At 63.7% G+C, this 15,196-nt stretch carries 16 protein-coding genes; 12 read left to right on the top strand and 4 right to left on the bottom strand.

Going from position 1 to position 15,196, the window contains the following annotated elements; translation table 11 throughout:
• Positions 1–77: 77 nt before the first annotated feature.
• Positions 78–851: an SDR family NAD(P)-dependent oxidoreductase gene (locus A3A9_RS0103515; protein ID WP_027057534.1), complete on the bottom strand. Its 774-nt coding sequence runs from the start codon at positions 849–851 to the stop codon at positions 78–80.
• A gap of 106 nt (positions 852–957) precedes the next feature.
• Positions 958–1,596, bottom strand: coding sequence for a choline-binding transcriptional repressor BetI (gene betI, locus A3A9_RS0103510; protein WP_082221812.1), 639 nt, complete (start codon positions 1,594–1,596; stop codon positions 958–960).
• Positions 1,597–1,677: 81 nt separating this feature from the next.
• Here betI and choX point away from each other — a divergent pair, with 81 nt between their 5' ends.
• The 3 genes from choX to A3A9_RS0103495 all read left to right on the top strand — a co-directional run bounded on the left by choX (position 1,678) and on the right by A3A9_RS0103495 (position 4,685).
• Entirely contained in the window at positions 1,678–2,616 is a 939-nt protein-coding gene (gene choX, locus A3A9_RS0103505; protein WP_027057532.1) for a choline ABC transporter substrate-binding protein, read from the top strand.
• The gene (locus tag A3A9_RS0103500) at positions 2,616–3,452 is read left to right on the top strand and encodes an alpha/beta fold hydrolase (protein ID WP_051370707.1); all 837 of its coding nucleotides are present in this window, start codon (positions 2,616–2,618) and stop codon (positions 3,450–3,452) included. Before choX ends, A3A9_RS0103500 begins: the two co-directional genes overlap by 1 nt.
• A 99-nt stretch (positions 3,453–3,551) precedes the next feature.
• Positions 3,552–4,685 (top strand): metallophosphoesterase, encoded by a 1,134-nt coding sequence (locus tag A3A9_RS0103495; RefSeq protein WP_027057530.1) that lies wholly within the window; start codon positions 3,552–3,554, stop codon positions 4,683–4,685.
• A 46-nt stretch (positions 4,686–4,731) separates the two neighbouring features.
• On the opposite strand, the gene A3A9_RS42320 is transcribed toward A3A9_RS0103495, so the two are convergent.
• Positions 4,732–4,911, bottom strand: coding sequence for a CsbD family protein (locus A3A9_RS42320; protein WP_027057529.1), 180 nt, complete (start codon positions 4,909–4,911; stop codon positions 4,732–4,734).
• 183 nt (positions 4,912–5,094) lie between these two features.
• Here A3A9_RS42320 and A3A9_RS0103485 point away from each other — a divergent pair, with 183 nt between their 5' ends.
• Positions 5,095–5,748, top strand: a complete 654-nt coding sequence (locus A3A9_RS0103485; RefSeq protein WP_027057528.1) for a glutathione S-transferase family protein — start codon at positions 5,095–5,097, stop codon at positions 5,746–5,748.
• 8 nt (positions 5,749–5,756) lie between these two features.
• On the opposite strand, the gene A3A9_RS0103480 is transcribed toward A3A9_RS0103485, so the two are convergent.
• Positions 5,757–6,626 (bottom strand): hypothetical protein, encoded by an 870-nt coding sequence (locus A3A9_RS0103480; RefSeq protein WP_027057527.1) that lies wholly within the window; start codon positions 6,624–6,626, stop codon positions 5,757–5,759.
• A 235-nt stretch (positions 6,627–6,861) separates the two neighbouring features.
• On the opposite strand from A3A9_RS0103480, the gene A3A9_RS46255 reads away from it, so the two are divergent.
• From A3A9_RS46255 to A3A9_RS0103440, 8 genes are all read left to right on the top strand, one after another.
• Positions 6,862–11,076 (top strand): autotransporter domain-containing protein, encoded by a 4,215-nt coding sequence (locus tag A3A9_RS46255; RefSeq protein WP_051370705.1) that lies wholly within the window; start codon positions 6,862–6,864, stop codon positions 11,074–11,076.
• 133 nt (positions 11,077–11,209) lie between these two features.
• Positions 11,210–12,580 (top strand): HD-GYP domain-containing protein, encoded by a 1,371-nt coding sequence (locus A3A9_RS0103470; protein WP_051370703.1) that lies wholly within the window; start codon positions 11,210–11,212, stop codon positions 12,578–12,580.
• A gap of 206 nt (positions 12,581–12,786) precedes the next feature.
• The gene (locus A3A9_RS38235; protein ID WP_010915421.1) at positions 12,787–12,996 is read left to right on the top strand and encodes a cold-shock protein; all 210 of its coding nucleotides are present in this window, start codon (positions 12,787–12,789) and stop codon (positions 12,994–12,996) included.
• 329 nt (positions 12,997–13,325) lie between these two features.
• On the top strand, positions 13,326–13,553 hold the full coding sequence (locus A3A9_RS0103460) for a hypothetical protein (RefSeq protein ID WP_027034611.1): 228 nt from the start codon (positions 13,326–13,328) through the stop codon (positions 13,551–13,553).
• Entirely contained in the window at positions 13,553–13,960 is a 408-nt protein-coding gene (locus tag A3A9_RS0103455; protein WP_027034612.1) for a hypothetical protein, read from the top strand. Before A3A9_RS0103460 ends, A3A9_RS0103455 begins: the two co-directional genes overlap by 1 nt.
• A gap of 1 nt (position 13,961) precedes the next feature.
• Positions 13,962–14,126: a hypothetical protein gene (locus A3A9_RS45085; protein WP_082221810.1), complete on the top strand. Its 165-nt coding sequence runs from the start codon at positions 13,962–13,964 to the stop codon at positions 14,124–14,126.
• A gap of 4 nt (positions 14,127–14,130) precedes the next feature.
• Positions 14,131–14,478 carry a YkgJ family cysteine cluster protein gene (locus tag A3A9_RS0103445; RefSeq protein ID WP_051370702.1) on the top strand — a complete coding sequence of 116 codons (348 nt, stop codon included), beginning with the start codon at positions 14,131–14,133 and terminating at the stop codon, positions 14,476–14,478.
• 77 nt (positions 14,479–14,555) lie between these two features.
• Complete coding sequence (locus tag A3A9_RS0103440; protein WP_027057523.1) at positions 14,556–15,167, top strand: LysE family translocator; 612 nt, start codon at positions 14,556–14,558, stop codon at positions 15,165–15,167.
• Positions 15,168–15,196: the final 29 nt, after the last annotated feature.

The raw sequence follows: 15,196 nt of genomic DNA, 5'->3' as shown, positions 1-15,196 counted from the left end.
TTGGTTGATGATCGGATTTTATCCGGATCGGAACAACAACGCGCAAATCCGGTCTCACGCAGTGGCGCAGTCGGCGCTCACCCCGCAGTATATCCGCCATCGATTGCGAAGATGCCACCGTTGGTCCACGCGGCCTCGTCGCTGGCGAGATAGATCGCCATTCCGGCGAGGTCGTCGGGGCGGCCGATGCGGCCGAGCGGGTAGCTGCGTTCGACATAGGCTCTAAGCTCCGCCTGTGCCTCGGCTGGCAGGTTGTCGACGGTCTTGCGCCGCATGGCGGTGTCGACCGTGCCCGGCGCGATGGCGTTGACGCGGATGCCGCGCGGGCCAAGCTCGAAGGCCAGCGATTTGGTCAGTGAGTTCAACGCGCCTTTGGACAGGGAGTAGAGGCTCGATGGCCGCTTCGGGATCATCTTGCTGGCGAAATAGGAAGAGATGTTGATGACGGACGCACGGGGGCCGAAATGCGACAGCAGCCCCTGGGTGAGGAAAAACGCCGCTGTCACATTGAGCGCGAAGGAATGCTGGAACTGCGCCTCGCTGACCGTTTCGAACGGGACGAGGTAAGCGACACCGGCATTGTTGACCAGAATGTCGAGCGGCCGGCCGGAGGCTCTCACGTGCTCGATAACTGCTGAGATACCGGGGCTGGTGGCAAGATCGGCCGACACCATCTCCACCTGGCCGGCCGGGCCGGGAGCTGTCAGCTTCTGGCGCGCGGCTTCGAGCTTGCCGACGTCGCGCCCGACGATCAGCACATCGGCGCCTTCGCGCAGGAACGCTTCAGTGATTGCCAGGCCGATGCCATCCGAGCCGCCGGTCACCAGCGTGCGCTTGTCTTGCAGTCTCATCGGGCACTCCGAGGCTCGCTTTGGATCACCTTGAGAGCACCGCGGATCCTTAGCCATGGTCAAGCCGCCCGCCTATTGCACGGTATGAACTTCGACAGTCGCCAGTTTACGCGCCGGCGGTCTCAGGCCGGCGCATGGCGAGCCGCGCGCTGACAAAATCCTTGACCTGGCGGATCGCCTGTTCGCGCGAGACGCTGCCCGGCTCCAGGCCGAGCCGCAGCCAGAGCCCGTCGATCAGCGCGGTGACGCCAAGCGCGATGTCGTTGGCATCCTTGGGCGAGGTGAGGCCGTGCAGGCCGGACAACAGGTTCGAGCGCATGCGCGCGTGCAGCGCCTTCTGGATGCGCGCCAGCTTTTCGTCACGCGGCACCTCGGCACAGAGCGAAAGCCAGGCATGGCATAGCGGCGGCCGGAAAAGATGCTCCTCGAAATTGCCTTCGATCACCGCATCGAGCCGCTCCGTCGGCGTCCGTGCCAGGCGAAGCCGGGCGACCACCGCGTCGCGCAGCACCGCATTGGCCTCGCGCATCGCATGCTCGAACAATTCCTGCTTGTTACGGAAATAGTGCAGCACGATGCCCTTGGAGGCTCCTGCATGGGCGGCGACCTTTTCCAGGGTGGCGCCCGCAATGCCCTCGCGCTCCAGCACCGCGAAGGCGGCCTGCCGCAACTCCTTGCGGCGTATGTCACCGAGACGTTTGAGTTTCACCGGTTCGATCCATGCCTGACGAATCCACGTTGACATTTTCGTCCAGTCAGATCAACAATTGACCAGTGGGACAATAAAAAGACCAGTCGGTCAATTTCAGTTATGAGGAGAACCGAAATGTTGCGCATCCTTGCAAGTGGCGTGTGCCTTGCCGCGTTGGCGCTAGCATCAAACGCGGCCCAGGCGGCAGAGGTTGAACAATGCCGGGCCGTTCGCATGGCCGAACCCGGCTGGAACGATCTGGCCTTCACCACCGGCGTCGCCAATGTCCTGCTCGGTGCACTAGGCTACCAGCCGCAGAGCTCGGTGCTGGGCATCAACGTCATCTATGAAGGCATGAAGAACAACGATCTGGACCTGTTCCTCGGTTACTGGGATCCGGCGATGGTCACCTATTACGAGCCCTACAAGAAGGACGGCTCGATCGAGAATGTCCGCGTCAATCTCGTCGGGGCCAAATACACCTTCGCCGTACCCACTTATGTCTGGGAGGCCGGGGTCAAGGACGTTTCCGACCTGCACAAATTCGCCGACAAGTTCGGCAAGAAAATGTACGGCATCGAGCCCGGATCCAATCAATTGATGATGGACGCCATCGCCGATCCGGCCTTCGGCCTTGACGGCTGGCACGTGGTCGAGTCGAGCGAGGCCGGCATGCTTTCCGAGGTCGGCTATGAGATCAAGGAGAAGCAGTTCATCGTCTTCCAGGGTTGGGCGCCGCATCCGATGAACACAATGTACGACTTCAAGTACCTGACCGGTGGCGACAAATTCTTTGGCCCGAATTTCGGCGCCGCGACGGTGACGACGCAGGTCCGCAAGGGCTATCTGCAGCAATGCCCGAATGTCGCGCAATTCCTGAAAAATCTCGCTTTCGACATCGATTTCGAGAATGTCGGCATGGGCTATCTCATCAATGACGGCCTGAAGCCGGAGGAGGGGGCGCTGAAGGCGATCACGCTGAACAAGAACCGCCTCGACGCCTGGCTCGCCGGCGTCACCACTTTCGACGGCAAGCCCGGCCTTGCCGCGGTCAAGGAGAAGCTCGGTCTGTGATGCCGGTCGCGATGGAGCCGGTGCCGGATATCTGGGCGGAGCAGGACGCCTGGGCCGGCCGCAAGCAGTTCACCGATCTGGGTGGGCTCGAAATCGCCTATGTCGAGGTTGCCGGTGCAGAGCCGGCGCTGGTTCTGGTGCATGGTTTCACCGACACCAGCCGCAGCTTTTCGCTCCTGGCGCCGCATCTGGCCGGCCGCCGGTTGATCATGCCCGACCTGCGCGGCCACGGTGCGTCGCAGGCGGGCAATGGCTGCGCCATCGCGGACTTCGCCGATGACATTGCCGGCCTGATCCGGCATTTGCGGCTCGATCGGCCTGTTGTCGTTGGCCATTCGCTCGGCGCCATGGTGGCCATCGCTCTGGCGGCGCGGCACAACCGCCTCATCGGCGGGCTGGTGGTTATTGCCGGCACGTTGAAGCCTAATTTCGCGCGCGACCATTCGCTGGTCGTGGGCGTGCAGGCCTTGCGCGATCCGATATCGCCGGCCGATCCGTTTTTTACCTGGTGGCATGCCTGCCGGCCTGGTGTGCCTCAGCCATTTCTTGCCGGCCTGGCCAACGACGCCTCGGCGATGCCCGCGGCGCGCTGGCGCGCCATCCTGGAAGAGATTTGCCTTGCCGATCTGACCGATGCGGCACAAAAGGTGATCGTCAGAACGCTGATCATCGCCGGCGTCCTCGACCCGTTGTTCAGCGAGGTGCACCAGGAGGCGCTGTCGCGTTCTCTATCTGGGGCAAGCCTGGTGCGCGCAGAGAAATGTGGCCACAATCCGCATTGGGAGGATCCGGCCTTTGTCGCTGAGGTGATCCATAGGACGTTCAGGAGCGGATAGACCAAGCGGTATAGTGCCAGACGTCATTCCGACGGCCCACGCAGCCGTGACGTTGCTGAAACTGGACGGACAGACGCCGCTTGTGCTGAAACTCCATCGATGATGAATCACCGGTGGCCAAAATTGCTTTCACGACGCAGCTTTCTGGCGCAGGCAGCTGGCCTTGCCGCGGCTGGTGCGCTTTCACGCCCGGCGCTCAGTCAGACCGGCCAGCGCATCCAGCCCATCGACGCCACATTCCTGTTCATCGCCGATGTCCATGCCTGCCGCATGGCAAGCGGCTTGAGCCCCAACTGCCAGTTGGAAGGCAAGACCGACGCGGCGCTGCTGCGCCACGTTGCGGCACTGAACGCCGTCGGTGACAAGGACTGGCCGGCCGAGATCAACGGCGTCGCCACAGGCCTGCGTTCGGCCGGCAGCCGCATCGGCACGCCGCTCGGCCTTGTCGTCGGCGGCGACATCACCGACGATGGCGGCGGCCAGATCACCCAGCCGAGCGAGGGCACGCAACTGCTGCAATTCAGCCAGCGCTACAGCCAAGGCGTTGGCCCCGATCGCGTCCACATGCCGGTCTATGTCGGGCTCGGCAACCACGATCTCGACCAGAACGGTCCGCCGCACCATGTCGACTGGTACCGGCGCGAACTGCGCGACTATGTCGAGGTCAACCACCGCGCCGGCGTGTTCTTCAAGCCGCCCGTGCCGGCCACCGACTACGATGTCGAGACCGACTGCTATTCCTGGGACTGGGGCGGCCTGCATCTCGTCCAGACGCATCGTTTCGCCGGGGATAGCGGCCACGGCGTCGAGAGCAGCTTGCCATGGCTGAAGCAAGATTTGGCGACCTACGCCGGGGATGGGCGGCCGGTCATTCTGTTCCAGCACTATGGCTGGGACACATTTTCGACGGAGCGGTGGGATCCTGCTAGGAGAACCTACGACGATGATGGCGCCGGTGCGCCGCACTGGTGGGGCGAGGCCGACAGGCAGGCGCTGCTGGCAGCGCTGAAGGGCTACAATGTCATAGGCATCTTCCACGGCCATCAGCATGAAACGTCGCTGATCTACCGTCGTGACGGGCTCGACCTGTTCAAGCCGAAGGCTGCCTATATGGGCGGTTTCGCCGTGGCCAGGGTCACAAGCGATGGCATGGACGTGGTGCTTGGCGAGGCGACCGATGACCACGGCGGGGTCGCTTTCACCAACGCCTTCAGCCGGGACTGGGGCACATGAAAAAGGCGGCCCCTCGCGGCCGCCTTCTCCTTCGACAAAACAGATATCAGAATGCTTTCCTGACCTTGGCCTTCACATCGCCATAGGCTTTCTGCACCTTGCCGGCGACCTTGTCGGCCATGCCTTCAACCTGGGTCCGCCTGTTCCCGGTCGCCTTGCCAGCAGCCTGTTTGACCGAGCCCTTGATCTGCTTCGCCATGCCGGCAACCTGATCCCTGTTCACCACTTTCGCATCTCCTGGGGTCCGTGAATTCCGGGGAATTCGTCCGCGCGGATAAACGGGCTGGCGTCGTTTAGGTTCCAGGCATTCCACCGCAAGCAGACGAAAAGCACGTGGCCGCTTCCGGCGGCAAGGCTGGCAGGCTAGGCTATGGAGATGCGCCGACTAATCGTGCGCAAGGGGAGAAAAATGGCTGAATTCACGCTCTACATCGGCAACAAATGCTTCTCCTCATGGTCGCTTCGGCCATGGGTGGCGATGAGGCATCTGGAGATCCCGTTCGAGGAAGGCTTCGTGCGGCTGCGCACACCCGAGACCTTTGCCAATTTGGCAAAAGTGTCGCCGACCGGTCAGGTGCCCGTCTTGAATCACAACGGCAGGATTGTCTGGGAAACCCTTGCCATCCTTGAGTATCTTGCCGACCTGTTTCCCGAGAAAAAACTTTGGCCTGCCGATATCGGTGCCCGCGCGCTGGCACGTGCGGCGGCGACCGAGATGCATTCCGGTTTTCGCGAGGTCCGCTATGGCTGGCCGATGAATTTGCGGCGTCCCAAGGGGCACAAGCCGCTCGACGCTGAAGGCGAGGCGCAGCGGGCGCGCATCGAGGCGCTGTGGCGCGAATGTCGCGAAAAATACGGCAAGGGCGGCCCGTTCCTGTTTGGCCATTTCACCGCCGCCGATGCCATGTACGCGCCCGTCGTCACCCGCTTCGACACTTATGGCGGCGATTTCGCACCCGACACCAGGGCCTATGTCGACGCCGTCCTGGCGACGCCGGCGATGCGCGACTGGTATGCGGAAGCGGCCAGGGAGCCCTGGCCAGAACCGGGGCCGGACGAATAGGTCAACGGTTACCGCGCCGTACTGTTTGCCATCTCGGGAGAGCTCATCGCGAAATGGTACAAGGCATGGAACCCCGCCATGCAGTCGGCGAGGAAACGATTGAACGCGGTGACAAGAGGCGGTTCCAGCGCGATGCCGGCTTTCGATAACCGAAGCAGGCCTTCCATCTCGGCATCGCGCAGCAACCGGCGGACATGCGTGCGCGAAATGCCGAAGCGTTTCGCTAGGTCGGTGAAAGCCACTGAACTCAGGCCCGTGGCACCGCCGGTCTGCATCAGCTTGATCAGCACCATCATCCCGGCATCGCGGTTCATCATGAAGGTGATGGTCGGATTTGTCGCCAGCAGCTTGACCGCATCGCCGAGACCAGGGCGGCTCGCCCGGCGCAAAGCCGTCCTGAACGCAGGATCGCGCCGCATCGGCTGCGCGTAACCGCACGCCGGAAACATCAGGGACAGTGGCGAATAGTAGACCCTTACCCAATCGAGATCGTGTGCGAGCATTTTCTCGGTCGGTACCAACAGGCGCACCCGGTTGTCCGCCGCAACCGCCCGGCGGGAAAGATAGCCCGTCTCGACGAACCGGGCGACGATCGTCTCGATGCTGCGCCGGCTCGACAATTGGTAGGCCGCCATCACTTCCTGCAGCAGGCTGATCGTCGGCCACGTAGAGCGGTCGGCAGGGTCGTGTGCGGCATCCAGCACGAGCGTGTTGAAGAACACGGCCGAGCGCTGGGTCGCGGCGAGCAGCCGGCTAAGAAACGGATTGTTTTCGTAAAGCCCGAGCATGCCATCGATCCAGGCGCGTCGCGCTTCGGCGAAGGCCGTGTGAGCAAGGATCTCGTCGGGCGAATGGAAGTGAGGCAATTGCTGGATCATTTTGGACCATCACAAGGGGGTTCTGGATGCGCGCGCGAAGGGATGCGCGTCGCCCGTCGTCGCCCACATCTTAGCTGGCGCCCGCCTGCGATGCACGCGCAGGTAGTGGCGCAGATGCAACACGGGCCGCCATTTCGAAATGGACGTAAAAGAGTCCGTTTTCGTCCGGGTCGCGCCAACACATGAATTGAGGCTTACCACCGAACATTTGATGACTTTCTGGAGAGCGGGCGAGATGAGTTGCAGTACCAAGGGCGGCAGCGGCGCGGCGGCACTGTTGCGTCGCCATTTGCTGGCGACCGTGGCCTGCGGCCTCGTTCTAGCGTCCGTGATCGCTGCTCCTGCACATGCGGACGGTGGCAAGGGCGGTGACTCCGGTGACGGAACGACCGGCGGTGCGGCTGGTGGCGTTGGCTCTGCCGGTGCCGCGGGCGGGGACGGAACCGATGGCGGCGGCGGTGGTGGCGGCGCTGCCGGAGGCGGCGCGGGTGGCCTTGGCGATGGCGGCACGGCGGGCGGTGTCGGTGGGACAGTCGCGGTCCACAACGGCACGGCTGGGTCCAATGGGGCCGATGAGGCCGGCGGTGGCGGCGGTGGCGGCGGCTTCAATGGCGACGGCGTGGTCTCCGCGGGCAATGGCGGGAATGGCGGCAAGGGTGCCACTCGCTTTGCCAATGGCGGCACTGGCGGCGGCGGCGGCGGGGCCGGCGGCGCCGGCCGTGAATTCGCCGCGCCTGGAAGCACGTTCACGAATGCCGCTGCGTTGGCGGGAGGCGGTACAGGTGGCAACGGCGGTGCCGCCGGCGCTGCCAACTTCACGGGTTCGACGGGCATTGGCGGCACTGGGGGCGATGGTGGCGCCGGCGGCGCCAGTCTGCTGTTTTCCGGGACTGGCGCATCCTTCACCAATCAGGCCGCGTCGAGCGTGACGGGGGCTCGGGGCGGAAATGGCGGCACCGGCGGTGCCGGCTTTGTAACGGGCAACTCAGGAACAGTCACGGCCATCGGCGGCACTGGCGGGGCCGGCGGGACCGGTGGGGCTGGCGTTGTCTTTTCGAACGGCGCCGCCACCCTGCTCAATGCCGGAGCCATAACCGGCGGAGCAGGGGGCACGGGCGGCCAGGCCTCATCCGGTTCTCCTGGCTCCATGGGCGGCAACGTTATTCTAAGGGCAGTCACCGGGACCGGCGGGACCGGCGGTGCAGGCGGCATCGGGGCGATCCTTGCAGGCACCGGCAGTGTTGCCACCAGTATCGGAAGCATCACTGGAGGCGTCGGAGGCACCGGCGGCGCCGCCACCACGGCGAACACGGGCGGCATGGGCGGCACCGGCGGCACCGGTGGCACCGGCCTGCAGGTTTCGACCGGCGTGGCGGTTACGATTTCCGGCCAAATTCTTGGTGGAACAGGCGGCAATGGCGGTGCCAGCAACGGCTTCGCCACTTCGGTCGGCGGCTCCGGCGGAGACGGTGGTGTCGGTATCGTTGGGCAAGGCGCAATCATTCAGATTGACGCCGGCGGCTCGGTCCAGGGCGGTTCAGGCGGCGCCTCCACGACAGGCGGGACAAACGGCACGGGCGGCGTCGGCGGCATCGGGGTGACCGGCAGCGATCTGACAATCGTCAATGCGGGCACCATCAACGGCGGCTTCGCCAGAAACGGCGTGACGCAGACCAGCGCTATCCAGTTCAGCGGCGGCGTCAACAGCCTCACCATTGCTTCGAAATCGGTCATCAACGGCCGCGTCACGGCCTTTTCCAGCGCCGATACCTTTGCTCTGGGCGGCGACACCAACGGCACGTTCAATATCTCCGCCATAGGCGCGTCGGCACAGTATCGCGGCTTCGGCATCTACCAGAAGACCGGCGCCAGTACCTGGACGCTGACCGGCACCACGACGGCGCTGACACCGTGGACGATCAGTCAAGGCACGCTCTCCATTTCGCAGGACGCCAACCTCGGGGCAGCGGCCGGCGGGCTGACTTTCGACGGCGGCACGCTGGCAACGACCGCGAGTTTCTCCACCAACCGCAACGTCACACTCGACGCTGGCGGCGGCACTTTTGCGCCTTCGGCAAGCACCACGCTCACCGAAAACGGCGTCATTTCCGGCGGCGGTGCGCTGACGATGGCAGGCGCGGGCACGCTCACGTTAACCGGGGCCAACACTTACACCGGGCTGACGACGGTAAGCGCCGGTACGCTGGCGCTCACCGCCAGCGGCCGCATCGTGGGCGGCGTCAGCAACGCCGCGACCTTCACCAGCGCCGGCGCCGTTTCCGGCGGCCTCACCAACACCGGGACGACGACCGTGACCGTCGGCTCGATCGACGGCGTGATCGCCAACAACGCCGGCAGTTTCAATGTCACCGGCACGGCGACCAGCGATTCGACCTTCGCCAACGCCAGCGGCGCGACGCTGGCGATCGGTACCGCCGGCAATTACACGCTGCAGGGCAAGCTCACCAACTCCGGGGCCATCACCGTCGCCGGCGGCGGCCAACTGACCGCGACCGCAGGCGGCATCAACAACACAGCGACCGGCTCGATAGATGTGGCTGTCGGCGCTACGGTCCGCGACGACCTCGACAATGCCGGGCTAACGACCAACAACGGCAATTATGCCGCAAACGTCGCCAGCAACACCGGAACCATCACCAACAGTGTGACCGGTGTCTGGACCGGCAACGTCCTCGGCAGCGCCGGCACGCTGACCAATGCCGGCATCTGGACCGGAAGCGTCACGACATCGGGCGATTTTACCAACGCTGCCGGAGGCACGGTCTCCGGTCTTGTCCTCAACAGCGGCACGCTGGTCAATCTGGGTGCGCTGAATGGCGGCCTGACCAACAGCGCCGGCACCGCAGTCAACAACGGCAGCATCGGCGGCCTGACCACGATCAGCGGCGGCACGCTCAGCGGCACAGGCAGCGTCGCCGACCTCAACGTCACCGGCGGCACCTTTGCGCCGGGCGACGGCACACCGGGCTCGTCGATGACAGTGTCGGGGTCGCTGACGATGGCGTCGGCTGCAACCTATCGCGTCAATCTCAATCCGCAGACGGCCTCGATAGCCAATGTCAGCGGCAGTGCGGCGCTCGGCGGCGCGACGGTCGACGCGGTCTACACCAACGGCAGTTATATCGAGCGGCGGTACACTATCCTCACCGCCAACGGCACCGGCGGCGTCAGCGGCACTTTCGGCACTTTGAGCGACACCAATCTGCCGCAGAATTTCACGGCCGCGCTCGGTTATGACACCAACCATGCCTATCTCGACCTCACTCTGGCTTTCGCGCCGGGCGGCCTCAATCGCAACCAGCAGGCCGTGGCCGATACGCTGACGAACTACTTCAACGACAATGGCGGTATTCCGGGCGCCTTCGGCACGCTGTCGCCGGCCGGGCTGACCGCGGTCTCGGGCGAACTCGCCACCCGCACGCAGCAGAATACGTTCAACGCCATGGACCTGTTCCTGTCGCTGCTTACCGATCCCACCATTGCCGGCCGAGGCGGTCCGCCGTCATCCGAAGCCCTTGCGAGTGGCGCGCCCGTGCTGGGCTATGCCGACGATGCCGCTTCGCCATCCACAAGGGCTTTCGCCACGCTGGCCTTCGAGCCACGCTGGACCATGTGGGCTGCGGGCTTCGGCGGATCGCAGACCAGCGACGGCAATACAGGGCTCGGCTCCAACACCGCCAGCAGCGACATCTACGGCGTCGCGAGCGGAGCCGATTTCTGGCTGTCGCCCGATACGGTTGCCGGCTTTGCGCTGGCCGGAGGCGGTACAAATTTCAGCGTCGACAATGGTGGCTCGGGCCGTTCCGACCTGTTCCAGGCCGGTGCCTTCTTCCGCCACAATGCGGGGCCGGCCTATGTTACCGGCGCGCTGGCCTATGGCTGGCAGGACATCACCACCACCCGCAGCATCGCAGCGGATCGGCTGCAGGCGCGGTTCGACGCCAACGCCGTCTCCGGCCGGCTGGAAGGCGGCTATCGGATCGCCACGCCGGTGATGGGGTTGACGCCTTACGCGGCCGGCGAGTTCACCCGTTTCGACCTCCCGGCCTATGCCGAACAGGCGATTTCCGGCGCCGATACATTCGCGCTCGCATACGGCGCAAAGGATGTCACCGCGGTGCGCAGCGAAATCGGGCTGCGCGCCGACAGATCTTGGCAACTCTGGGATGGCGTTCTCACGCTGCGCGGCCGCGCTGCCTGGGCGCACAATTTCGATCCGGACCGTAACATTGCTGCAGCCTTCCAGACCTTGCCAGGTACCTCGTTCGTGGTCGGCGGCGCAGCCGAGGCGCGCGACGCCGCGCTGACCACCTTCTCCGCCGAGATGAACTGGGGCAAGGGCCTTTCGGTCGCGGCGACCTTCGAAGGCGAATTCTCCAACACCAGCCGCAGCTATGCCGGCAAGGGCGTGCTGCGCTACGCATGGTGAGGCCGGCAACGATGGGTGCGGTCGTGTTTCCCGGATGGCTCCAGCCGGACTTGCAACCTGCCACAGCTACAAGTAGAACGAAACCTTAAGCGCTAACGTGTTTCATACCTGCCGTGTCAGGGGTGGCAGGCTTATGGACGTTTCGATCGAAAAGTCGCCTGAGAACGGCGTTGGGCTTTCCGAACTGGTCAGCGCACTGAGTTATGCCTTGGACATCAGTGAAGGCCACCCGACCGGCCACTGCGTCCGTGCTTGCTGGATCGGCTTTCACATTGGCCGTGAGATTGGCCTGTCACAGACAGAGCTTTCGCATCTCTATTACACGCTCCTGCTCAAGGATGTCGGTTGCAGCAGCAACGCAGCGCGCATCTGCAGCCTCTATCTCGCCGATGACATCGCACTCAAGCACGACTTTCATCTCGTCAATGACAGCCTGCCGCAGATCCTGCGCTTCGTACTGTCGCGCACCGGCATGAAGGCGAAACTCGCCGAGCGGTTCCGGGCGCTGCTCAACATCGCCATGAATGGCGGCGCCATCGCCAACGAACTGTTCCAGACCCATTGCCAGACCGGGGCTGAGATCGTCCGTCAGATGCGGTTTCCCGAGCCTGTCGCGCAAGGCGTCATGGACCTGGACGAACACTGGAACGGGCAGGGCCAGCCGGCTCGCCTTGCCGGTGAAGCGATCTCGCCTCTGGCTCGTATTGCGCTGGTCGCCCAGATCGCCGACGTCTTCTACGCCAATGCCGGCGCCGAAGGGGCTATCGCCGAGTTGCGTGCGCGCTCCGGCACCTGGTTTGAACCCCGGCTTGTTATCGCTTGCGAGCGGGCTGCCAGCGCGCCGGGGTTCTGGGCCATGCTCGATTCGCCTGAGCTTTCCATGGCGGTCATCGGGCTGGCGCCGGGAGATCATCGCCTGCCTATCGACGATGACTATCTGGATGATGTTGCCGCCGCCTTCGCCAAGGTGGTCGATGCCAAATCGCCCTTCACCAACGGCCACAGCGAGCGTGTCGCTTTGTTCACGGACCTGATTGCCGAGGAACTTGGGCTGGATGATCAGCGCCGGCGACGGCTGAAGCGCGCTGCCTTGCTGCATGATATCGGCAAGCTTGGCGTTTCAAACCAGATTCTCGACAAGCCCGGCAAACTGGACGAGGCCGAATGGGCTGCCGTTCGTCACCATCCGGCTCTGGGCGAGATCATCCTGTCGCGGATTGGCGCATTCCGCGAACTTTCACGCATAGCCGGCGCTCACCATGAGAGGCTCGACGGCAAGGGCTATCCGCGCGGCGTTACGGCAAATGCGATCGACCTCGACACGCGCATTGTTACCGCGGCCGACATCTTCGACGCGCTGACGGCGGAACGGCCGTATCGCGCGGCGATGCCGGTGTCGAAAGCCCTCTGGATCATGGCTGGCGATATCGGCACGGCCATCGATCCTGTTTGCTTCGAAGCGCTGCAACGCGCTGTCCTGCAACTGGACCGGATCGCAGCCTGAGGGTGTGGTTCTGCTATTCTTCCAGCAGAATTTGACATCACCACGAAATAGTCCTAAAAGAAATTCGTCGATATTTGTTTGACTGACTTTTGTTATCCGCGCTTCCGAGCGCGTCTTTGACGAACTTCCCACATCAAAAATCGAGACAAAAATCGTTGTGCAGTCGCACCGGGATTAACGAATATTTGCCATGGAAAGGGTTCGTCATGAGCACCGGCACAGTTAAATGGTTCAACGCCACCAAAGGCTTTGGTTTTATTCAGCCTGACGACGGCTCGGCCGACGTTTTCGTCCACATCTCGGCCGTAGAGCGCGCCGGCATGCGCGACATCGTCGAGGGCCAGAAGCTCGGTTACGAGATGGTCCGCGACAACAAGTCGGGCAAGATGTCCGCCGACCAGTTGAAGGCGGCCTGAAAAAAGAATTCAGCCCTCCCGGTGACCACGGATGTACTGGCACCGGTGAATGGCGAATTCTGGCGCATGGCCGCGGAGACCTGAGTTTCCAAGGAACATCATGCGCATGAGAGGAGTGTTTCCTGTGCATCCATCTGGATGCGCGGCGCTCCCATGGAAGGTCAGGCGGTGCCTGGCCTTTTTCGTTTTACGTTTGTTGTCGCCGAAAATGCGCTGCGCATTGGGCCGAACGTGCTAAGGGACGCTCCAGCAATTTGAATCCGCCGCCGTATTGCTTTGTGCGTGCGGTCTCGCCCTATCGGCACCAGGCTCCTGACAGGAGAAAGATTTTGACCGCCCATTCTAAGACAGCCGCCGAGCCGGCCGTGTCGCTGTTCAGCAAGACGCAGACCCAGTCGATGTCGCTCGGCCGCATCATTTCCGAGCGCGATGCCGTTAGCGAAGCACGTGAGGCCAAGACCGCCCGCTTGCGCGAACTGCGCCTGGAAAAGGAAGCTGACGAGATGGCAGCGGCAGCAGCGCTCGCAGCGTTGCCCAAACGAGCCGGAAAACGCTGATGGCCACCAAGCGCGTACCGCCAACGCCGATCGCGGCCGATGCGACAATCGCCGACATGGTCGATGGCCTCGACAAGCCGGTCGAATTTGTCCGGCGCGTGCTGGAAAAACTCGAACGCTGCAAGCGCGCCCATGGCGATGCCCAGGTGCGCGTCGGCGTGCGCGGCCGCGCCGAAGCCCCGAACTACCTGATCGAATATGTCCGCGAGGACAAGAAGACCCAGGAGCGGGTGACCCACCAGGATGCTGCATACAGCGGCAGCACGCATCGTGAACTGGCGCCGCATCACATCGCGGAGGCCAGGAACTGGTCGCCCGAGGAAATGAACATCACGGCCGTCTCGGCGCTGATCGGCCGCTTGCGCAATCCGCGCGCTCCATCATCGCGTTTCGCCGACGAGGACTGACATGGCCATAAAATTCTCTACCAAGGACCAGCCGGCAGCACCGGCTTCCGGTGCAAAGCCGGCCAAGCCGGTTGCCGCGAAGGCCAACGAAGCTGCCGAGGCCGCGACCGATCTGTTCAAGTCGCCGGCGGACGCGCCGAAGGGCAAGGCGGGCAAGAAGAAGTAGCGCCTTGCCGCAGGACGCCGATCGCAACCTTGCCGTTCTTGCGCCGCGTGGCTTGTTGACTCCCGATTTCGACTGCCAGAGCTGCGGCGCGTGCTGTTCCTATTCGGCCGAGTGGCCGCGCTTCTCCACCGAGGATGACGCGCAGCTCGACCGGATCCCTGAAAAATATGTGGCGGCCGACCTGTCCGGCATGCGCTGTGACGGCGTGCGCTGCTCGGCTCTGTCCGGAGAGGTCGGCAAGTCGACCGCTTGCGGCATTTATGAATTGCGGCCGGATGTCTGCCGCGCCTGCATGCCCGGCGATGACGAGTGCCTGATGGCGCGCCGGGCGCAGGGATTTCCGACCTCTTAGCGACGGCTGGCTGTGACTTGTGCACACCCCGCTTGCTGGCTACGTTGCATCAGTGCAGGGCGCCGGAGGAAATCATCGTGAGCATCGAGTTTCTGTTGACGTCGCTGATAGTCGTGGCTTCGCCCGGCACCGGCGTTCTCTACACGCTGAGCGCTGGGCTTTCGCGCGGTGCGCGGGCCTCGATCGTTGCCGCCTTTGGCTGCACGCTCGGCATCATCCCGCATATGGCCGCCGCCATCACCGGCCTGGCTGCGCTGCTGCACACCAGTGCGGTCGCCTTCGAGACGCTGAAATATATCGGCGTCGCCTATCTGCTCTACATGGCCTGGAACACGCTGAAGGAGAAGGGCGGCCTCAGTGTCGAGGACAATGTCGCGCCGCGCTCGGCCGGCAAGGTGATTGCCACCGGCATCCTCGTCAACGTGCTCAATCCGAAACTGTCGATCTTCTTCTTCGCCTTCCTGCCGCAATTCGTCAGCACCACCGAGCCCAATGCGCTGTCGAAGATGCTGGAGCTGAGCAGCGTCTTCATGCTCCTGACCTTCGTGGTTTTCGTCGGCTACGGCATCTTCGCCGCTTCGATCCGCAGCCATGTCGTGTCACGGCCAATGGTGCTGACCTGGATGCGCAGGACGTTTGCCGGCGCCTTCGTCATGCTCGGCGCCAAGCTGGCACTGGCCGACCGGTAATCTCACGCTCCAGCTTTCTGTTTTGATGC

This window comes from Mesorhizobium loti CJ3sym, assembly GCF_000472785.1.
Lineage (GTDB): Bacteria > Pseudomonadota > Alphaproteobacteria > Rhizobiales > Rhizobiaceae > Mesorhizobium > Mesorhizobium loti_E.
The sequence above is the reverse complement of the archived record's forward strand: the minus strand, read 5'-3'. Positions and strand labels throughout refer to the sequence as shown.